Here is a 19,210-nt window from a genome sequence, read left to right on the forward strand (position 1 = left end):
TTGAGATATTTGTCATTTGATATTGAGGCCACAGGTTTGGCCGAAAACGATTATATGATCGAATTTGGAATGATTCCATTTTGTGCTGTCACAGGTGAGATGAATTATGATCTTCAAAGAAATTGGTATATAAAGTGTCCTAGTTTTGAAGAATTGAAACCTCGTCTAGATCAATGGGTAATTGATCATAATGAAGAGCTGATTAATAAGGCCCACGAAGATGGACAAGAGCTAAGTGCATTTAAAAAGCTTTTTGAGGACTACCTAATGTCTGAAGAAGTTAAAGAATATTTTGGAAAAGACCAGGGAAATAAGATCGTTCTTTTTGGCAAATCCATGAATGCTATTGATCTTCCATTTATGAATAGAGATTTGGGTTGGAACTTTATGCGTGAACATTTTCACCATCAAGTTCTAGATCTATCAAGTGTCGTTAGAAGCTTATGTGATTTAAAAATTCTACCTGAGACTTGTCAATCAGGCTCAGGTCTTATGAAACATTTTGATATGGGAGATGTCGCTCACACAGCTCTTGAAGACGCAGTAAATACAGCGAAGCTCTATCTAAAGATTAAAGAGAGTTGTCTTAAATAGAGCTATTTTGCCTTGTAGCTAACAAATTTCTTTGGATTCAAGGCCTTTGAGTTTCTTCTAATTTCAAAATGTAGGTGTGGACCAGTAGATCTTCCAGTTGAACCAACTGTGGCAATAACTTGTCCCTTATGAACTTTTTGATCTTTACGTGTAAAGTTCTTATCAGCATGTGCGTACACTGAAAATAGTCCGTTCTTGTGGGCGATCACCGTAATATTACCATAGGCCCCTAAATTTCTCCCAGAGTACACAACAACACCATTATCAACCGCAACAATGTGAGATCCCGTACGAGCAGGAATATCTATTCCGTCATGATGACGTCCCCAACGACTACCAAAATTTGATGATACTCTAGAACTTGATGGAACAGGCCACATATAACGACCAGATGCCATATACTGAGCTGTACTAGCAGGCATTCGATATTTTTTAGCTCCCAAAATTCCTCTTTGAAGAGGAACAAAGAACCATTCTCCAACCCTTAGTTGTTTACTCTTATTGGCCTCTTTTAGAGTCCATTCTTCAGTTTTAAATTCTTTAGCTAACTTCTTATATGTATCACCTTTTCTAATCTGTACATATTGGCCACTGCCCATATGAGAACATGATATTGTAAGAAGTCCGAAAGCCAAAATAATGGCAATAAGTCTCACTAATTCCCCCCAAAATGGCCTTCTATGAACTTATTAACTCAGTTGAGAGATAAATTCTTGCCACTTTGGATAATCATCGGCAGATTTTTCCAAAAGGTTTAATGGTCCTATGGATATTTTATTCTGATCAATGGCCGAGCAATCCGATCCGATAGCTTCATCATGTCCTTTGTAGACGCCACCAATCCAGTAGTAATCTCTATTTCTGAAGTCAGTTCGTTCTTGAATATCTTCAGAATACTTTCTAAAGCCTAGATTAGTGATCTCTACGCCTTTAATCTCTTCTTCTAATACGTCAGGGACATTAACATTTAGAACGGTCATAGGCTCAATATATTGGTGTACGTTATTTAGGACTAATTTCTTAATAAAATTGGCCGCTGTCACAAAGTATTCGTCCTTTGGAGGATGATTAGACTGAAAATCCATCGTTGAACTAACGGCAATACTTGGAATATTTCTAAATGTGGCCTCTCTAGCAGCAGCAACTGTTCCTGAATAATAGATATCTTGACCTAGATTTGCTCCTCTATTGATTCCAGAAATAAATAAATCTACTTTTTTATCTTTTAGAACACTTGCTAGACCCATGAGAGCACAATCTGCTGGGTAACCACTGCATCCATAGATATTTTCACCGATTTGGGCCAGTCTGAGTGGATGATCTAAAGTTAAAGTGTGTCCCGTAGTACTTCTCTCTTCAAGAGGTGCAACCATAGTTACATTAGCGATGTCTTTAAGTGTTTGATATAGAATATTAATACCTGGCGCATAAACACCATCATCATTACTAATTAGAATATTTAATGCCATTATGGACCTCCAGATTGGTCCATAATATTGCTAAAATTTATGAATATGTAAAGGAGCTAGAGAGAAAGTTCTTGTAAATAACGGACATGGTCTTGCATCTTAGACAAGTCCACATTTCGATAACAAACTTCAACTTTATTATTAATTGCCATGGAGATTATATCAAAATCAAAGTACTCAACAATTGAGCTAAAAAGATTACTGTCCCAATCTAAATTAAGTATAAGTAATCCACTCTCATCAAGAAATAACTTAGAGAATGTTGCGTGAAGATTAACCGAAAGATTGTGAAGTGTAACTTTATTATGCGCGTCTAATAAATCAGTGAAAGAGAGATTAATACCTTTTAAAAGATTTGAAGATGAAATATTGGCCATATTCTTTGAGTCAGACTGGTAATGCCAAATATAAGACATTCCAAATGACTCGTAGAAACTCGCGCTCTGATCGTCAGAAAACTCTAGAATAATATTTTCTTTTTTACATTTTGTTTGGGCAACTTCGATAATACTTTCTATAACAAAATCTGCTTCATTTTCAAAAAGTAGATAAATCTGATCATCATGGGAAACTTCATCTAAAAGCTCTTCAAAAATATGCTTTTGTAGAAAGTTAAAACTACGAACTCTAAAATCAAAACTTAAATCCTTAAGTCCACTTTGCTTAAGTCTTTGTACTGTTCTTTTATCGTAAATGCCTTCAACACGTAGTCTACTGTCCATTAAAATATTTTACACTAAACATTGTTTAAAAAATGCTTTTGGGCAAGAAGTACCGACAGATTCAGGATGAAATTGATAAGTAGTTATATTTTCTGAAAAACTTGCCAATAATAAACCCTCAGAGTCGGATAACTCATAAGAGAAAATACTAGAAACTTCATCTGCTACTATGGCCCATGAGTTGTAATGCTGTACTAGAAAAGACTCTCCTTTTAGAGAGGTATTTAGAATTTTATGATCATTAAAGCTAATTTTCCTTTGCTGACCATGAATAGGATTTTCCAATTGAGTAATAGATCTATCTAGAGCAATATGAATGAGTTGATGACCTAGGCAAATACCAAGTAAGTGTATTTGAGACTTTCTTGCAGCTGCAATTAGCAGTTTTGTGAACTCGGTAAAACTTGAATATTCATTAACTATTCCAGGTCCTGGACCTAAGCAAATAATATCAAATTCTAAATAATCAACTTTTGAAAATTCTAAATATGAGACGACTTCTACATTTTGAGTAATGCATAGGAATTCGTTGTAAATATTAAAAGTGAAGCTGTCAGCAAAGTCGATAATAAGAACTTTCATTTTAGAATCCACTAAAATCTGAAAAACCATTAGAGTCAAAGTTCACGTAAAAATTAAACCTAATAGATTTTTTAATCTCAGAAGTCTCATATTTAATATCGGCTTTCCAGCAATTATTAGTAGGAATATACTGTAGCTGATAACGACTTCTCGTAAGTTCACTCTTATCAATATCATAGAAGTAATTGAGACCACCATAAAAAGTACTACTTAACTTGAACGTAGTATTTAGTTCAACATTCTTATTAATTGGTGTTGTAAAAGAGTCATAGTTAAAACCAACACCATAGCTTAAATTCTCTAATGTGTGAGAAGTACCCATTGAGATAAGATGCTCATTGGTTTTATGGAAGAAGTAATCAGATGCATAAAACGACAGTGAATCCAAGTTAAATCCTGTCGTCGTATAAAGTCTCGTAAGTCCTCTACTTAAGTCATTCTCATCTTCAGTGAACACATAACCTTGGGAAACATCGAAGTACGCTACCCTAGTATATTCAAAGTTATCCCTTAAGTGAGTACCATCTTTTAGAATATTAAATGTCTTCGCCTTCTTCTTAATTAATGAATTATTCCACTGTAGCTCTAGAGTATTTGAGATAGGAATCGAAGTACGTGAAGAAACTTGGTTTAGCTCAGTCTCTTTCTCTCTTATAGAGTCAATCGAATCAAACTGTCCATTTTCATTTTTGATTTGCTCCAAGAAACTACTATTGCCCTTAGTCTTTTGAGAAGATATATAATAGTGCTTTAACTTATAGATTTGCGAGTGCTTGTAACTATTACGTGATACTCGATATTTATCATCAGTAAAAGTTTCAGAAATTTTTGGAACGGTACCAATAAAGTTAGGAAAGTTTATGTCTTTTGTTTTAGTATCAATCTCTAAATCTTTAGACTTTTTTAAATCAATAGATTCAAGTGGAAGAGATTCATCATAGCTAAGTCCAAAAATCTTCTTGAGCTCAAATGAGACTTCACTTTCATATACAAAACCTTGTTTCGTAAATCCCTTATCGCGCTCTAAGTGGTTAAACCAATATTGCTGTCTATCTAACACTACGGATGTTTTAAAATTAACCGGACCAAGATATCCAAGATCCCAAACAAGCTTAGGCTGAATATTTAATCTATTTGCATTTCTAATATAGTTAACTTCGTTGATATGGTTTTGTTTAAATACATTGAAGTCAGAATTCCATTGAAAGCTAAGACTCTTTGTTCCAAAGTTAGAACCTTGCATTAAATAAAATGGAATAGTATCTAGACTGACCTTCGGTAAGGTCTGTACGTAATCATGATCAAATCCTTTTGCATTTTCATGTAAGAAGTTTCTCTTAAAGTCTGCCTCAGCACTGATATCAACAAGAGGAGTATAAATATTTACAAAAGTCTCAAGTCCAGAGTCCGTTGTGCGCATACGTTCATCGAAGAAGTCATCATAGTCTCTGACTATATCCAAATCACTCATACCACTAAAGTATGCATGATGGTTTACACGATTACCTAAGAAGGAATGATGCTCATAATCCCCGCTTAATCTAAAGTTATGCACGCCAGAAGCTTCAGTATCTAATTTCTCAGGTTTCCAAATTCTATCGTTAACACCTAGAGAATTGAACTCCATCCAAGTTTCTTCTCTAAGTCGATGACGATATTGCAATTCAGAACCAAGGCCTCTTCTACCTTCGATCAAAGGAGTAAAAGTAGCGTCTTTATTGTCACTGATTGCCCAAAAATAAGGGACACCAAACTTAACACCATCTTCAGAATCAATTTTAAATTGTGGAAATAGGAAACCTGACTCTCTATCTTTCTTTATAGGAAGGACTATATAGGGTACATACATAACGACAACACCGTTAACTTTTATATACGCACTTGAAATTTTCACATATTCATTTTTAGTAATATAAACTTGTTCACCGAGTATACTCCATGACTCAGGGCAATCTTTACAAGTAGAGTATTCGGCATTTTCACCGACAAAAACATTCTCAGATATTTTTGCCAAATACTTCCCTACAACGACGAACTGATCACTAACAAGTCTACCGTTATAAACTCCCAAGTAAGACGTGTTGAGGTTATATTCCATCTTAGAGCCAAATACTGTCATATCACTCGTAATGTATCTAACATTACCTAAAACTTCGGCCTCGCCAGTTTTAAAAGACACTGACGCTTTTTCACCATAAATAGAATTATTTTCGTGATTAATGATAACATTACCAACCGCTTCGAATTCGTTATTCTTAGTTTTACGGTAGGCCTTATCTGATAAAATCTGAACTTTATTTCCAAAAGAAAAATTTACTCGCTTCCCCTCTTGCGCAAATAAATTAGAGTTCCAAAGAAGGAAAACGACGAATAAGATATTTTTGAACTTCACCAATGAAGTAATATGAACCAGTGACAATCCATTGCCCTTTATTATCTTTAATTATAGTTTCTAATAAGTTCGTCCAATCGTTTACGATTGTAAGTCCAGACATATTAGATATATCACTTACTTTCGCGGCCTTTGGATGATCAAACTCGCTTACATAAATTGATTTCCATAAACAAGGAGCAGATATAAAAGTCTTCAATCCTGATCGAATATCTTCTATAGGTCTCTTCGAAAAAGCACAGATCAATCCTTCACTTTGCTCAAATTTCTTAGCAAGTAAAAGGTCTACCGACTTTCTAATTCCATCTACATTATGTGCACCTATAAAGATAAACTTAATCTTCTCAATTGTCACTTCTTCGATGCGACCTTTTGTCACAGTGCGCACATTTACATCTCTAAGTAAATCAATCTCTTTTCTAGAGATTTCTCTATCAAAGATTTTTTGAAATACAGTTGTTGCCAGAATCTGATTTCTCGTACTGAAATCATCATGTTTATGAAGAATATTCATCTCAAACAGATCAATATATGAGGTATTTTTATTAGTTAAGAACTTATGCTGCTCATTTCTAAGAAAACCACTTTCTAGAGCGGAAAAATGATAGGCTTCCTGTCTCGTAACTCCTAGTTTTTCATGTAGTATTCCGACAAGATCTCTCCCTAAGTACTCTTCATGGTCCCTAGATATTGAACAAACTAGTGTATAATCTGCATCGAGAAGATTAGTAGTATCTAATCGACCACCAAGGCCAACTTCTAGAATGAGATAATCAAGATCATACTCAAGCGCCATTTCACAGAAACAATAAAATAGAAATTCGTAATAGCTAAAAGATATGCCTAGATGACTTGTAGATTCAAATCTATCAAGTAAAACCGCATGCTCAACTTGTTTGCCAAGAAAGCGAAACCTCTCCGTTACACTTAAGACGTGGGGCGAAGTCCATAGCGCAGTCTTTAGTCCGTGAGAGCACAGGAGGTCATTAAGATAATGGGAAGTTTCACCTTTTCCATTTGTCCCAGCGACAGTTATGATTCTTGTTTTCTTAGATTTAAATAACTGATTGAAAATCTCAAAACTTTCAGTGATGCGCTCTAGGCCGGGTTTGAAAAACTCGGCCCCAAACTCTTTAGACAAGAACTCATCGAGGATAAGATCTTGCCTCTCATCGTAGGCCATCGCTTATTGCTTAGTGAAGAGCTTAATGAAATAGTGCAATTCATCTTTAAGCATATGTCTATGAACGATTCTATCAACAAAGCCATGCTCTAATAAAAACTCGGCTCTTTGAAACCCATCAGGCAAAGTTTGACGAATTGATTGCTCTATAACTCTTGGACCTGCAAAACCAATTAAGGCCTTAGGTTCAGCGATATTTACATCACCGAGCATTGCATAACTGGCAGCAACACCACCTGTTGTAGGATCAGTAAGAATAGATATAAAAGGAAGGCCTGCATTTTTTAAACGCTGTCTTGAAGCTGATGTTTTCGCCATTTGCATTAAAGACAAGATCCCCTCTTGCATTCTGGCCCCACCAGAAGAACAAAGAACGATAGCAGGTATTTTACGTTCATAGGCCAAGTCCATAACGTGTGCGACTTTTTCACCAGTCACCACACCCATAGATCCACCCATAAACTCGAAGTTCATTACACAAAGAGCGACATCTGAACCATTAATTTTACCTGTCCCACAAAGTGTACCATCGTTGTAACCAGTCTTTGCATGAGCCTCTTTAAGTCTTTGTTTATAAGATTTCTTATCATTAAAATCTAACGGGTCTATCGATGTTAAATCCATTAAATGATATTCAAAAGTATCTTCATCTATTAATAAATTAATTCTATCAACAGCTCTTAATCTGAAGTGATGATCACAATAAGGACAAACTTGGTATTGCTCATCAAGCTTATCGCTTTGAATGATTTCTCCACAATTTGTACACTTCTTCCATAAACCAGAAGGAGTGTTTGTCGATATTTTCTTAGAGCTTTTTAATTTAGGGTTTTGTACATTATCAAACCAACCCATAGGAATCTCCGTATCTAAAAAATAGCTAATAATGCGACAATAATGATAGACCTTTCACCGATATGCAATACCTTTCTACTACACATTGCAACAGTGCCTTTAAAAATTGGCTACTTAGATACAAGTTTATGAATCTCTCTAACCTTACAAGTTACTGAAACTACACTAAAGAATAACCAATGTTTTTACTAAACTATTTTGTTCTACAGTCCGATACCTATCTAAAGGTATTATTGAGACAATGAGAGAAAGTATTAAAAATCTATTTAACCTTATATTTAATTCTGCAAATAAAAGCTATATCCAGTATATCGTTTGCACATTAATACTCTCACTACCAACCTATTCGATGGATGTTGATAAGAGTTCTTGCCATCAAGAGTTTCAAACACAACTTCATAAACTTTTGCAAAATGATGAAGACACTAAAAACCTAGCTGAGCTCTCTTTGTCGAAAACATTTCAAAAATTGGCCTATGCCCATCATGCTCTTCATGAAGACAACTTAAGAACCCAAGAATTTAAAAATAACTTAAACTCAATAGTTAACAACGATAAAGAAGCGACTGAAGTATTAAGGAACTTAGAGAGCTTTAAAGATCACTATAAGAGAACAGGCGATAATTCGGATTCGACAAGTATGAATAGAATGTTCTCTAATAAGAAGTATCTAAAAGCATTGGTTACCTACTCTAAGACTTTACCCAAAAGTGATGACTCGCTAAAGATCAATGACTTCGAGCTTGAATCTGTTAGTAATTTTGATTTCTTTGATAACAAAGATCATGAAGATAGATATGATATTTGGGGTGCGTTTGTAAGTGATGTCGCGACAAATTTCTATACTCGTAGATTTGTAGATAGTAAGGGACAGGCAAAATACTTAGATCGAAAATTTCTTAAAAAGGCAATACCAAATTATGATACAAAAATGAAAGCTCTATTAGATAGTATCAAAAAGAGGCTTTCTTCAAATGCTATCAAGCTTAGTGATTCATGTAAAAATTTATTACTTGAGAATAACTCATCTAAGACATGTAACTTATTTAATCCTTTTCAACTAGACGACAAAGACTTGTCTCTTAATGTTAATAATATTTTGAATCACTATGCTCAAAAGAATGGTCCAACTTCTGTAAAGAGACAAAGTGTTCGCCATATTGGTGCAACATTTAAAATTGACTGTACTATTGAGAGTATAGATCCTAAAACAGGTCTTGCAACAATTAAAATGGACGCTGATTTTGGAAATATGCCTGATCTTGGGAACTCTCCTTGGAAGATTGGTGTGAATGGATCTCCATTAGTAAGTTTAAAAAATAACTCTCAAGTAAATGGTAGAGTTTTGACCAAATATTCACAAAGCTTCAGCTTTAATAATGTCAAAATAACTCCTGAAAATAGAAAAGATTCACAGGTCTTTTTGCAATTTCATGGTCCAAAAGACACCTTAATGTTTCAACCTGGCCAAGGATCAACACGAGTTGGAGAAGGTCAAAATAAATTTAGAAATGCATGTACTTTTCCAAAAGAGGAAGTGGCAAAGGCCCAAAAAAGTTTAACTCTTTCTAAATCCAATTTTTCATCTAAGCTCAGTGTAACTTTGACAGCTAACTCTGCTGGTATAAACCCTGCACCAACTAAAGATTCTTTAACTTGGGAGCAAAAAACAACTGATCAGCAAAATTGGTCTCCAATTGACAGTGCCACAGACACTGAGAGTGAAAATGAAAATATTTCAAAAACAGTAGATGGTGCACAGGAGCGTTCATTCAGAGTTTCAGTAAAAGACCCTAACTCTGAGGAAATTATTTATAGTAATGAAGTTTTGGTTAAACCAGAAATCGGCTTAAAGCTTACAATTAGTGAAGATAACACTTCTGTAACTGCGAGTGTTGCTGATACTTTTAAAGATTTGGATCTTTCAAATATTTCTTGGGAAATCGATTCAATAGCGCAAGAGAAAAAAGGTGCGACCTTAGCAGTTACGCAGACTAATAAAGATCAATCGATCACTGCAAAACTTATGCACCCGAGCGATCCAACATCAATAATTGCTGAGTCCAGTGAAACTTTGAGCGCTAAAGCTGTATCAAAGATTAATCCTTCCCTAGCAGTTGCTAGAACTAACGATAAAGAAGTTTTTACATTAAAAGCTTCGGTATCAGGTGTCGACGACCCTTCAAAGGGAAAATATACATGGGAATGTGAACCTAAGTGCGATTCAAAGTCAGGTGATACTGCGGTATTTAATCAGACTAAAGACCCTATTATTGTTACAACAACATATACTTTTGAAGATAAGGATATTGCTCCTTTAGTTAAAACTACAAATATTCCTGCTAAAAAAGAAAGTCGTAAAAAAAGTGATGATGAAGAGGACGACGAAGAAGAGGACGAAGAATGTACACAAGAAGACGCATTCAGTCCGGTTGTTTGTAAGGCCAAAGATCAAGAAGCACCTTTAAAAAAGAAGTATATGCCACCAATGCAGCAACCTCTCATACTTCCACCAGCGCCGGCCTATATAACACCTGGGTTTAATTAAAATACATAGCTAGTATCATCTGAACCGAGTACAGAGACTCGGTCACTACCTAACATATCAATTTCTTTAAAGAGTTGATCTTGAAAGTTTGGCTTAAGATGGCCAAGAAATATAGGTACATCAGCAGGCATCTTCTTTATTTCCTGCTCCATAGTACTAGGAGTATGGTGTTGAGAGTCTATCGCAACTTGCATTAGACTATTTGGAAAGCTCACCTCAGTGAATATTGCTTTTAAGTTTTTCTTAGTCTTGGCCAGTTCCCAGATTCTATCAGTAGGTCCAGTATCTTGAGTAAAAACGATACATGAATTCTTTTTTTCAATTATAAAGCCATGCCCGGGTCCTGGATGATTAACAGCAACAGGAGTTACCTTATAATCACCTATCTCTACTTCCTTTTCAGCTTCCATATCATTAAATCGAAGAGTTGGGTTAGCTGCATTTGGCAGCTTTGTGAAATCCGGCCAAATCTTATCATTGAGTAAGTGAGTCATAATGGTCTCTCTTACCTCTTTTACTGTATGAATTTCAAAGGGCCTCCCCTTTTGTCCAAAACAATTATCCGCCAAGAATGCTAAGTCAGTTATATGATCTAAATGAGAATGTGAAATTAGAATATTATCAATGAGAGTTTGTTCCGCAATTTGAATCCCACTAGCAACACTACCTGCATCAATTAATAGCTTTCCATCAATAAGATAACTAGTCGCTCTAAAACCTGGAGAAACGCCTCCGTGTCCACCTATAATTCTCACTAACATTTTTCTTCCTTAATAAATGTAATGAATATAGTTTAACTCGCTTTCTTCTTAGAATCTAGTCTATTCGGGGCGTACATTTTAGTAGATTTAAACCAGTTTTCGAAAGCTGTTACGACATCTTCACTAAATTGAGTTCCGCTATGGTCAATAATCTCTTGATAAGCAATCATTGGAGGTAGCCCTTTTCGATAAGGTCTAGTACTAATCATTGCGTCAAAAGTATCTGCTACAGAGATTATCATGGCTATGGTTGGGATTTCATCGCCTTTTAGCCCGTACGGATAACCCTTTCCATCGGGTCTTTCATGATGATATCTCATTCCGTCAATAACACGACTGAGACTGTCAACATTCTTTAAAATTTCATACCCTAGGCGTGGGTGATCTCTCATGATCAAAAACTCTTCATCAGTTAAGGCCGCTGACTTTTTAAGAATTTTATCTTCAATGCCAATTTTGCCAATATCATGAAGTACAGCAGACAATTTGAGATCATTCATCTCATCCCAAGTTAGGGACATTTGTTCACCAATTTTCTTTGCAAAATGAGCAACCCTCTTAGTATGTCCACCTGTATAGCTATCTTTCTTTGTAATTGTATCTGCCAAGGCCTCTACAACTTGGATAAATTGCTTATGAAGTTTTTCATAAAGATTCGCATTTTGAATGATTGGTGTTAACTGAACAGCTACAGCTTCAGCAAACTCGACATCTTCTGAGTTGAAATTTCTATTTAATGAATTAATGGCCTGGATGACACCTAATAATTCTCCATTAAAGACAAGAGGAACAACAAGTAATGATCTAGGATTCATAGCTTGTACATGCTCTATCACACGCTTGATTCTGATATCATTATCTTCTTCATCAATTTTTAGCGATGCTTGGAAATGAGCGCTCGAACCAACAAAAGTATTCTCATCAATTTGAACGGTTTCTATTATTTCATCGTGGTTTACAAAATGTGCATAAGAGAGTGTTTTATCATCCTCATCAAATGCATAGATAAGTACATTTTCACATTCAATAAGTTTTTTAATATGACTTTGGGCCTTTTTTCGAATATCTCTAATCGAAAGAGATCCAGACATTAAACGAGATAGCTTAAGCAGCCCTTCAAACCTACTTAACTTATGACCTTTTTCGAGATCATCTAATCCGTCATTAATTTCTTTTTTTATTTTTTGAGATTCATCTGTCACAATAGTCCCTAAGTCGTTAATTAGTAGCTATTATTTATCGACTTTTGAGAAAGGATCTTTAGACTTTCAAATCATTTCCGAGTTATTTGCTCATAGATGTCTTTAGAAGAATCTCCGAGTATTTCACTCAAAAGCTTTGCTAAGTTCTTTGGCGTTTGCTTCTTGTACAAATACTCATTGGCCAGCTCTGTAAGCTTCTTATTACTAATTTTGACTTGTTCTGTCTTATGATGAATAAGTAAAACAATTTCACCAACACTTTTTACTTCAGCACTTTCCCACTCTGAGGCCTTAAATCTATAAACGGTCTCAAACTTTTTGGTAATTTCTCTACATACTGCCACATCCGCGTCTGGCAAAATTGAACTAAGTAGCTTTAATGTCTTCTCAAGCCTGTGCGGGCTTTCAAATGTTACAAATGTTCCAGTCTGAGTTAATAGTGACTCAAAGAATTCTCTTTTCTTGCTATCATCCCTTGCCAAAAATCCGTAAAAAGTAAAAGGTTGAGGAGGTAATCCACTTAACTCTAGAGCTGCCGTAACAGAGCTAACTCCAGGAATAGATTCAATTTCAATTCCAGCATCAATACAAGCTCTTACAAGAGGAAAGGCCGGATCTGAGATAATAGGACTTCCAGCATCTGAGACTAATATATAACTTCTACCACTTTTAATTTTAGTAATATAATAATCAATCTTATCTTTAGAGTGGTCATGAAAAGAATCGACATCTTTATGAGATTGATCAATTTCATAAAGATCAAAAATTTTCCTAAGATTTCGAGTATCTTCGGCAAGAAAAAGTCTCTCATCCTGTAGTGCCTTCAATGCTCTTTGAGTAATATCTGATAAATTTCCTATCGGAAGTGTCACTAATTTCAATGTAGACAATTTTAATCCCCTATTACTTTTACCTAAAGATGACGCGGTGAAATAAATACCGCCTTAATAAAAAAATTCACTACTGCTAGAATAGATTAGATCTAACAAAGATTCAACGAGGAGTCGAAAATATGAGTTTAAAAGCACAAGTACGAACTGATTCATTAGGAAATATTACAGTTCACATGGAAGGTGGTCTAGATTTTGAAAATAGTATGCCTTTTAGAAGAGAGCTTTCTAGTTTAATGACAGAAAATCCACTATCAACGATTACTCTTGATTTAAATAGATTAGACTTTGTAGGATCTTCAGGAATTGGTGTTTTTGTAGAAACGATCAAGATCTTAAATGATAAGAAGAAACAAATCAAAATAGCTAATGTAAAAACAGAATTTATGAAAGTATTTAAGCTATTCGAATTCGACGCAATGGAAACAATGATAATGGAATTTGAAAACGACGATACGGAAAACTTAAACTTAAAGTTTGGTAACCGTCGTAATACCTTTCAAAATTAGAATCTGTAATTAAGAAAATTAAGATATAGAGGGGGTCTTTGACTCCCTTTTCTATTTGCGAATCGATTTAAAGAATTCATCCTAAAACCAAAGTCACTACTAAGTTCAGTCATCTCAATCGTTCTATTGTAAAAGCTCCAAGAGTCATCACTATTTTGGCCACCATTATTGGCCCCTGAGTCTTGGTAAGGAGAAGTACTATCATCTGGATAGTAATTATCAGGTCTTGCCTTAGGTTGCATTGGGGCATCATATCTTCTTTTTTTCATCGAATGGGATACAACAACATAAGTTCCAAAGATAATTCCTGCATATAGTCCTAATGAAGCCCCTTGAGCAATTGCTCGTCCATTTGTACCAAAAGCTAGTGATGCTGTACCTAGTAAAGCTCCACCGACAGTTCCATAAAGGGCCATTGTTCCAAGTGCTTTAACTCTTCCATCCATTTCGGCCTTAGCTTCAAAAGACTGCGCCATAAAGATAAAAGTTGCTAAAGTAAAAATAAGGATAGATTTAATTTTAAATAATTTCATATATATAGAATAACTGCGCTAAAGAACTCTTGTCAATTTAATGAGATGCATGAATTAAAATTAATTTTGAATTTAATGAAAAAATTTGTGATAGATAATTTGCTGACAAGCGCAAACGTAAATTCTGTTTACTTCCAATTCGGCCGGAAGATTTAACTTCTCCAATGACGATACCTCTGTGGTCAATACGTGCTAAATCAATTTGCCCCATCGACCGTCTTCTAAGTAGTAAACTAGATACTAATAATGCTGTGGCGCTCGAGTGAAACTCAATACTCGCCAATTTCTCTGCCTCATTTCCCTTAATGGTCGACACAAAATTCCTTAACGCCTTTAAAAGTTTTTCTATGAATTTCAGTAACGCCAAGTGCAGAGATTGCCTCTTTGTGTTTCTTTGTTGGATAACCAGCATGACTTTCTAATCCATACCCAGGATACTGTACTGAAAGTTTTTCCATCAATTCGTCTCTATATTCCTTAGCAATAATTGAAGCAAGACCAATAAGGACTGATTTAGAATCGCCTTTAATGACAAACTCTTCACAAAACCTTTTATCGTTTATGTTTAAAAGTTTATTTCCATCTATAAGCACTTTTGCACAATCCTTAGAGTTATCATAACAGCGAATAAAGGCCTCACTCATGGCCTTTAATGATGCACGTAAAATATTTATCTCATCAATGACATCATTTGAAATAACTGCTGTTGAATAAACGATGGAAAAATTTTGATTAATTGTAACTTCAACTTTTGAGTTAATTAAAGAATGATCAATTCCCAATTTTTTAAGAATTAGTAATCTCTTTTTTCGATTTAACTTCTTAGAGTCATTCACTCCTAAATCGAGTAAAAACTGAATATTATTCGGTGTAAGCTGATCTCCACGAACAAGAACGCAACTACCAACAACAGGTCCTGCCAAAGGTCCTCTTCCAACTTCATCACATCCTGCAACCATAGAAAAGTTACTATACTCAGTATCAAACATATTCACTCACTTTATAATTTGCAAAAAAAAACCCTCTTATAGAAAGAGGGCTCTTTTTAAAATTAATTTTTGGTAGATTACTTTCTATCGTAATCAATTGCAATTCTTGCAGACTTACCAGATCTTTCTCTAAGATAGTAAAGCTTACTTCTTCTAGATTTACCACGCTGTACAATTTCAATTTTCTCAACATTTGGTGAATGAAAAGGAAAAACTCTTTCAACACCCATTCCAGAAGAAATCTTTCTTACTCTGAAATGACCATTAAGATCTTTTTTACTTTTGATTGCAATGCAAACACCTTGAAAAATCTGAACACGTGACTTCTCACCTTCTTTAATTCTTGCGTGTACAGCTAGTGTATCACCAGTTCTAAAGTCTGGAAAAGTTTCTACTAATGGCGATAAGTGATCTTGTTCTACAATATCAACTAAATTCATGGGGAACTCCCTAATTCAAATGAGCTTTCTAGAGGAATGACGAAAGTGTCACTCTTGGACAAACTCTGTTACATGAACCCATTGGCTGAATATTATAGAGTTATACCCCAAATATTCTATTTTAGCTTTCAGTTCGAAAGTGACAAATTACCTATAGATTGGCAATGAGTCAACACTATTTTTTATCAATAATATCAAATACTTACTTCTGGTTAAAACGGTCTAAATAAATTGCGACAGCACTTCTCACTGAGAGGTGGTTATAACCATCAATATTTGCGCCCAATATTGGATCTAACATAAAATTTGCTTTTTCAAGAATGACTTCATGCAATCCCCAGCCTGTTCCAAAGAGTAGTAGACATGGCCTATCTTCGCTTTCCATTTTCTGCCTCAATTCTTTACTATTTCCATCAAAGCGATCAAAGTTTGCTCCAGTCACAGCAAGTAAAGGACTCTTATTTTCTAGTTCTTGAATCTTCTCCATTGCCTCGTCAACACTATTTACTAGAGTCGCAATTGACAGAGCATTTTGACGATCAGGGTTATAGGCCCCATTCTTATCATCTTCCCAGTGCCCAAGAATTTTCTTAACAAGTCCATGCTGGGCCTCTAGAGGAGTCACAATGAAATACTTCTGCACTCCAAAAGTCTTACAACTTCTTGCGATATCATGAATGTCCAAATTTGTTACCGAAGTTGTAACGGTGTCACCTCTTTTATTTTTAATAGGATGATGAACAAGTCCTAAGTATAAATTTGCCACTATTTTTCCTTATCTATTAATTCAGGTCTCCACTTTTGTGTCATAGCAACCTGTTTTTTATTTTTCCATTCTTGAATTTTTTGATGATCTCCACTCATTAGAACAGCTGGAACATCAAGTCCTTCAAATGAAGAAGGTCTTGTGTACTGAGGGTGCTCTAAAAGATTTTGTTCAAAGCTATCATATTTAGCGCTTTCATTATTTCCCAAAACCCCTTCACTGAAACGAAGAGCAGAATCAAGAATAGACATCACAGCAATTTCTCCACCAGAGAGAACGAAATCACCAATGCAATAAACTTCATCAACATACTTTTCAAGAAACCTCTCATCAATTCCTTCATATCTTCCACAGATAAATACTAAATCAGTGTTCGAATTACTACTGAAGTACCTATTTGAGAATTCTCTACATACCTTATTATTCCAAGTAATTCCTCTTGGGGCCGTAAAAATAACTTTCAACTCGTCTTTAAAATCCTCGGAATATCCACCTTGCTTAACAACACCATCAATAATCGCAGATTTTAAAACGTCTGCTCTCATTACCATACCTGGTCCCCCTCCATACGGAGAACTGTCAACGCCTTTGAAACCTTTAGGAGAAAAGTCAGAAATATTTAGTGTGCAAAGTTCAATTTTGTCACCACGAAGGCCTTGAAACATTTGACCAACAACTCCAACTTCTCTGAATTGATCAAAGAAATTTGGAAACATTGTAAGAATCCAGATTCTCTTGGACATTACTTCCCACCTTCAACATAAGTTGGAGGTGTTACTGTTATATAGCCATCTTCAATATTAATTTCTGGAAAGAATTGATCTATTAATGGGAGCTCTATGACTTCCTTGCCTGGTGATTTAATGACAAGTATTGTTTGTGCAGTATTGTCGTAAAAATCTTTAACTTTCCCAAGAACTTCTCCACTATTATGATCTCTGGCCTCTAGGCCAATAAGATCAACCAAGTAAAACTCGTCCTCATCTACTTCGGGGAAAAACTCTCTTGAAACCTTTACAGTAAATGGAATCATTGATTCAACTTTGTTTCTGTCGTCGACTTCGTTGAGATAAACAATAACTTTATTACCAAAGGAAATCGACTTAATGCTAAATTGCTCACCTTCACTTGATATAGAACTCTTAGAATTACTTGGAAAAAGCGTTAACTCTGTTCCTTTTTGTAAACAACTATCATCCATATTACTGAGAACAAAAGTAAAACCGCCCTTTATACCATGTGGTTTAGAACAAAATCCCATTTCAACTAATTCATTTTTTTCCATAGAAGACTTTTAGAATAGTTTCGCCTCCGGGTCAATATATCTAGAGTTTATTACTTCCTCTATTGCCCTATAGTAATAATCGATTTTATCTATCAAAACTAATGAGCGATAAATAGGCAACAAAACAAAGGAGAAGTTTATGTTAAATATAAGAGGAATTGACCACATTAATATGATGGTAAAAAGTCTAGAAGAGTCGAAACTATTTTATGAAAAAGTATTTGGTATGAAAGTTTTAGAAGAAGGTATCTCTCAAAAGAGCTCGAAGCCTTATCTAATTATAGGAATTAAGAATATCATATCACTATGTCTCTACGAAGAAGAGATTATAAATTTTGAGAACCAATCAATCTCTCACTTTGGTATTAATATCAAAAACTTTGATGAAGCTATAAAGATCCTACAAGAAAGTGGAGTTGAAATCCATTACGGAGGCGTCATCCAATGGGATCATTCACAATCTATTTATATAAGTGATCCAAGCGGTCATGAAATTGAATTATCTAGAAACTTTGCAGGAGGTTTATAATGTACACATACCTTGGTTATATATACATACCTGAAAACAAGTAAATTTTGGAGCTCAAGTGAGCTCCTTAATTATTACATCTATCAAGTGAAGAGTAGTATGAACTCAAGTCTGTAAGATCTCTTTTAGAAAGATCCCTTACCATTAAATTCATAGGTCCAGCATTTACTCTCTTGCTCGATTTAAAATCTAGGAACTGTTTTTTCAAATATATTTTTGCTTGTCCTGCCAAATCAGGATGAAGCGTAGAATCTCTATACTCATCTGGCATTAGCCCATTATCACCATGGCACATAGTGCAGGAAACTTTAACAATGGAACCATCTGCACGAGAGAATTCTCTTTCTTTATGAGCTAGGAGCTTACCTCTCGTTATTGAGGCAGAGTTCTCTGGAGAATTCATAATTTCACAGTGCCTACTAGCTGCAGATGAACTCGTAAGAAAACTTTTTAGATTTGCCATATCTTGTACACTTAAGTTTTTCGCTATTGAGTTCATAATTGAATTGATTCTATGTTTAGTCTTAAACATCGCCATATGAATAAGTAAGTATTTTGGAGTCTGGTCTGCTAAATATGGAATTGAGCCCTTTTTGATATTGTGAGGAACACCTTCTACTCCATGACAGCTTTGACAGCTTCTTTCATAAATACTTCTTCCTTGTTCTATGTCTACTGAAAGTGACAAGGCCTCATCAACAATAAGCTGTACCTCTGGCGGCAACTTATGAGCATGAGAAAAGTTTAAAAGCAAAATAAAACAAAGAAGGAATCTAAACATAACGAACCTATATTAAAGAAAATTTATGAGAGTATAGGATAAATGTAATAAGAGTAGTTTGGCAAAGAATTTAAAATCTAAAAAAAAGGCAAAAAAAAAGCTCTTCCGAAGAAGAGCTTTTTTATAAAATAATGGGTGCATCGTGCTATCCTAACACCAAGTCCCCCTGGCACTACTTTC

General features: G+C 35.0%; 22 protein-coding genes. 4 read left to right on the forward strand and 18 right to left on the reverse strand.

The window, feature by feature from the left end; translation table 11 throughout:
* Positions 1–594 (forward strand): exonuclease domain-containing protein, encoded by a 594-nt coding sequence (locus DPQ89_RS08165; RefSeq protein ID WP_127716435.1) that lies wholly within the window; start codon positions 1–3, stop codon positions 592–594.
* A 2-nt stretch (positions 595–596) separates the two neighbouring features.
* On the opposite strand, the gene DPQ89_RS08170 is transcribed toward DPQ89_RS08165, so the two are convergent.
* The 7 genes from DPQ89_RS08170 to accD are packed head-to-tail and all read right to left on the reverse strand — an operon-like array spanning position 597 to position 7,797.
* On the reverse strand, positions 597–1,250 hold the full coding sequence (locus tag DPQ89_RS08170) for a M23 family metallopeptidase (RefSeq protein ID WP_127716436.1): 654 nt from the start codon (positions 1,248–1,250) through the stop codon (positions 597–599).
* A 33-nt stretch (positions 1,251–1,283) separates the two neighbouring features.
* The gene (surE, locus tag DPQ89_RS08175) at positions 1,284–2,063 is read right to left on the reverse strand and encodes a 5'/3'-nucleotidase SurE (protein WP_127716437.1); all 780 of its coding nucleotides are present in this window, start codon (positions 2,061–2,063) and stop codon (positions 1,284–1,286) included.
* 56 nt (positions 2,064–2,119) lie between these two features.
* Complete coding sequence (locus DPQ89_RS08180) at positions 2,120–2,785, reverse strand: hypothetical protein (protein WP_127716438.1); 666 nt, start codon at positions 2,783–2,785, stop codon at positions 2,120–2,122.
* A gap of 9 nt (positions 2,786–2,794) precedes the next feature.
* Positions 2,795–3,367 carry an aminodeoxychorismate/anthranilate synthase component II gene (locus tag DPQ89_RS08185; protein ID WP_164848313.1) on the reverse strand — a complete coding sequence of 191 codons (573 nt, stop codon included), beginning with the start codon at positions 3,365–3,367 and terminating at the stop codon, positions 2,795–2,797.
* 1 nt (position 3,368) lies between these two features.
* Positions 3,369–5,786: an LPS-assembly protein LptD gene (locus DPQ89_RS08190; RefSeq protein WP_164848314.1), complete on the reverse strand. Its 2,418-nt coding sequence runs from the start codon at positions 5,784–5,786 to the stop codon at positions 3,369–3,371.
* On the reverse strand, positions 5,710–6,942 hold the full coding sequence (locus tag DPQ89_RS08195; RefSeq protein ID WP_127716441.1) for a hypothetical protein: 1,233 nt from the start codon (positions 6,940–6,942) through the stop codon (positions 5,710–5,712). The genes DPQ89_RS08190 and DPQ89_RS08195 overlap by 77 nt, the downstream gene beginning before the upstream one ends.
* Positions 6,943–6,945: 3 nt before the next feature.
* Entirely contained in the window at positions 6,946–7,797 is an 852-nt protein-coding gene (accD, locus tag DPQ89_RS08200) for an acetyl-CoA carboxylase, carboxyltransferase subunit beta (protein ID WP_127716442.1), read from the reverse strand.
* Positions 7,798–8,038: 241 nt separating this feature from the next.
* Here accD and DPQ89_RS08205 point away from each other — a divergent pair, with 241 nt between their 5' ends.
* Positions 8,039–10,345, forward strand: a complete 2,307-nt coding sequence (locus DPQ89_RS08205; protein ID WP_127716443.1) for a hypothetical protein — start codon at positions 8,039–8,041, stop codon at positions 10,343–10,345.
* On the opposite strand, the gene DPQ89_RS08210 is transcribed toward DPQ89_RS08205, so the two are convergent.
* From DPQ89_RS08210 to rsmI, 3 genes are all read right to left on the reverse strand, one after another.
* Positions 10,342–11,106, reverse strand: a complete 765-nt coding sequence (locus DPQ89_RS08210) for an MBL fold metallo-hydrolase (RefSeq protein WP_127716444.1) — start codon at positions 11,104–11,106, stop codon at positions 10,342–10,344. The two genes, DPQ89_RS08205 and DPQ89_RS08210, sit on opposite strands and share 4 nt — an antisense overlap.
* Before the next feature lie 32 nt (positions 11,107–11,138).
* The gene (locus tag DPQ89_RS08215) at positions 11,139–12,308 is read right to left on the reverse strand and encodes an HD-GYP domain-containing protein (protein ID WP_127716445.1); all 1,170 of its coding nucleotides are present in this window, start codon (positions 12,306–12,308) and stop codon (positions 11,139–11,141) included.
* A gap of 71 nt (positions 12,309–12,379) precedes the next feature.
* On the reverse strand, positions 12,380–13,198 hold the full coding sequence (gene rsmI / locus DPQ89_RS08220; RefSeq protein ID WP_164848315.1) for a 16S rRNA (cytidine(1402)-2'-O)-methyltransferase: 819 nt from the start codon (positions 13,196–13,198) through the stop codon (positions 12,380–12,382).
* 122 nt (positions 13,199–13,320) lie between these two features.
* Here rsmI and DPQ89_RS08225 point away from each other — a divergent pair, with 122 nt between their 5' ends.
* Positions 13,321–13,707: an STAS domain-containing protein gene (locus tag DPQ89_RS08225; RefSeq protein WP_127716447.1), complete on the forward strand. Its 387-nt coding sequence runs from the start codon at positions 13,321–13,323 to the stop codon at positions 13,705–13,707.
* On the opposite strand, the gene DPQ89_RS08230 is transcribed toward DPQ89_RS08225, so the two are convergent.
* The 7 genes from DPQ89_RS08230 to rimM all read right to left on the reverse strand — a co-directional run bounded on the left by DPQ89_RS08230 (position 13,704) and on the right by rimM (position 17,720).
* The gene (locus tag DPQ89_RS08230) at positions 13,704–14,240 is read right to left on the reverse strand and encodes a phage holin family protein (RefSeq protein WP_127716448.1); all 537 of its coding nucleotides are present in this window, start codon (positions 14,238–14,240) and stop codon (positions 13,704–13,706) included. The genes DPQ89_RS08225 and DPQ89_RS08230 overlap by 4 nt on opposite strands.
* Positions 14,241–14,277: 37 nt before the next feature.
* On the reverse strand, positions 14,278–14,556 hold the full coding sequence (locus tag DPQ89_RS08235) for a hypothetical protein (RefSeq protein ID WP_127716449.1): 279 nt from the start codon (positions 14,554–14,556) through the stop codon (positions 14,278–14,280).
* Positions 14,543–15,229 (reverse strand): ribonuclease HII, encoded by a 687-nt coding sequence (locus DPQ89_RS08240; protein WP_127716450.1) that lies wholly within the window; start codon positions 15,227–15,229, stop codon positions 14,543–14,545. The genes DPQ89_RS08235 and DPQ89_RS08240 overlap by 14 nt, the downstream gene beginning before the upstream one ends.
* Before the next feature lie 77 nt (positions 15,230–15,306).
* The gene (gene rplS, locus DPQ89_RS08245) at positions 15,307–15,669 is read right to left on the reverse strand and encodes a 50S ribosomal protein L19 (protein ID WP_127716451.1); all 363 of its coding nucleotides are present in this window, start codon (positions 15,667–15,669) and stop codon (positions 15,307–15,309) included.
* Positions 15,670–15,871: 202 nt separating this feature from the next.
* Positions 15,872–16,435 (reverse strand): RNA methyltransferase, encoded by a 564-nt coding sequence (locus tag DPQ89_RS08250; RefSeq protein ID WP_127716452.1) that lies wholly within the window; start codon positions 16,433–16,435, stop codon positions 15,872–15,874.
* Positions 16,435–17,178 (reverse strand): tRNA (guanosine(37)-N1)-methyltransferase TrmD, encoded by a 744-nt coding sequence (gene trmD / locus DPQ89_RS08255; protein WP_127716453.1) that lies wholly within the window; start codon positions 17,176–17,178, stop codon positions 16,435–16,437. The genes DPQ89_RS08250 and trmD overlap by 1 nt, the downstream gene beginning before the upstream one ends.
* Positions 17,178–17,720 carry a ribosome maturation factor RimM gene (gene rimM / locus DPQ89_RS08260; RefSeq protein ID WP_127716454.1) on the reverse strand — a complete coding sequence of 181 codons (543 nt, stop codon included), beginning with the start codon at positions 17,718–17,720 and terminating at the stop codon, positions 17,178–17,180. The genes trmD and rimM overlap by 1 nt, the downstream gene beginning before the upstream one ends.
* 139 nt (positions 17,721–17,859) lie before the next feature.
* Between rimM and DPQ89_RS08265 the strand changes: the two genes are divergently transcribed.
* Positions 17,860–18,249: a VOC family protein gene (locus DPQ89_RS08265; RefSeq protein ID WP_127716455.1), complete on the forward strand. Its 390-nt coding sequence runs from the start codon at positions 17,860–17,862 to the stop codon at positions 18,247–18,249.
* 67 nt (positions 18,250–18,316) lie between these two features.
* Here the strand turns inward: DPQ89_RS08265 and DPQ89_RS08270 are convergent, their stop codons facing one another.
* Positions 18,317–19,030: a c-type cytochrome gene (locus DPQ89_RS08270; RefSeq protein ID WP_127716456.1), complete on the reverse strand. Its 714-nt coding sequence runs from the start codon at positions 19,028–19,030 to the stop codon at positions 18,317–18,319.
* Positions 19,031–19,210 lie beyond the last annotated feature (180 nt).

This window comes from Halobacteriovorax sp. HLS (genome assembly GCF_004006665.1).
In the GTDB taxonomy this organism is placed as follows: domain Bacteria; phylum Bdellovibrionota; class Bacteriovoracia; order Bacteriovoracales; family Bacteriovoracaceae; genus Halobacteriovorax.

Coding starts and splice junctions, on each gene's coding strand:
- rimM (WP_127716454.1), bottom strand. CDS start 17,720: ATGGAAAAAAATGAATTAGTTGAAATGGGATTTTGTTCTAAACCACAT.
- surE (WP_127716437.1), bottom strand. CDS start 2,063: ATGGCATTAAATATTCTAATTAGTAATGATGATGGTGTTTATGCGCCA.
- DPQ89_RS08180 (WP_127716438.1), bottom strand. CDS start 2,785: ATGGACAGTAGACTACGTGTTGAAGGCATTTACGATAAAAGAACAGTA.
- DPQ89_RS08210 (WP_127716444.1), bottom strand. CDS start 11,106: ATGTTAGTGAGAATTATAGGTGGACACGGAGGCGTTTCTCCAGGTTTT.
- DPQ89_RS08265 (WP_127716455.1), top strand. CDS start 17,860: ATGTTAAATATAAGAGGAATTGACCACATTAATATGATGGTAAAAAGT.
- DPQ89_RS08185 (WP_164848313.1), bottom strand. CDS start 3,367: ATGAAAGTTCTTATTATCGACTTTGCTGACAGCTTCACTTTTAATATT.
- accD (WP_127716442.1), bottom strand. CDS start 7,797: ATGGGTTGGTTTGATAATGTACAAAACCCTAAATTAAAAAGCTCTAAG.
- DPQ89_RS08230 (WP_127716448.1), bottom strand. CDS start 14,240: ATGAAATTATTTAAAATTAAATCTATCCTTATTTTTACTTTAGCAACT.
- trmD (WP_127716453.1), bottom strand. CDS start 17,178: ATGTCCAAGAGAATCTGGATTCTTACAATGTTTCCAAATTTCTTTGAT.
- DPQ89_RS08205 (WP_127716443.1), top strand. CDS start 8,039: ATGAGAGAAAGTATTAAAAATCTATTTAACCTTATATTTAATTCTGCA.
- DPQ89_RS08195 (WP_127716441.1), bottom strand. CDS start 6,942: ATGGCCTACGATGAGAGGCAAGATCTTATCCTCGATGAGTTCTTGTCT.
- DPQ89_RS08225 (WP_127716447.1), top strand. CDS start 13,321: ATGAGTTTAAAAGCACAAGTACGAACTGATTCATTAGGAAATATTACA.
- DPQ89_RS08270 (WP_127716456.1), bottom strand. CDS start 19,030: ATGTTTAGATTCCTTCTTTGTTTTATTTTGCTTTTAAACTTTTCTCAT.
- DPQ89_RS08240 (WP_127716450.1), bottom strand. CDS start 15,229: ATGTTTGATACTGAGTATAGTAACTTTTCTATGGTTGCAGGATGTGAT.
- rplS (WP_127716451.1), bottom strand. CDS start 15,669: ATGAATTTAGTTGATATTGTAGAACAAGATCACTTATCGCCATTAGTA.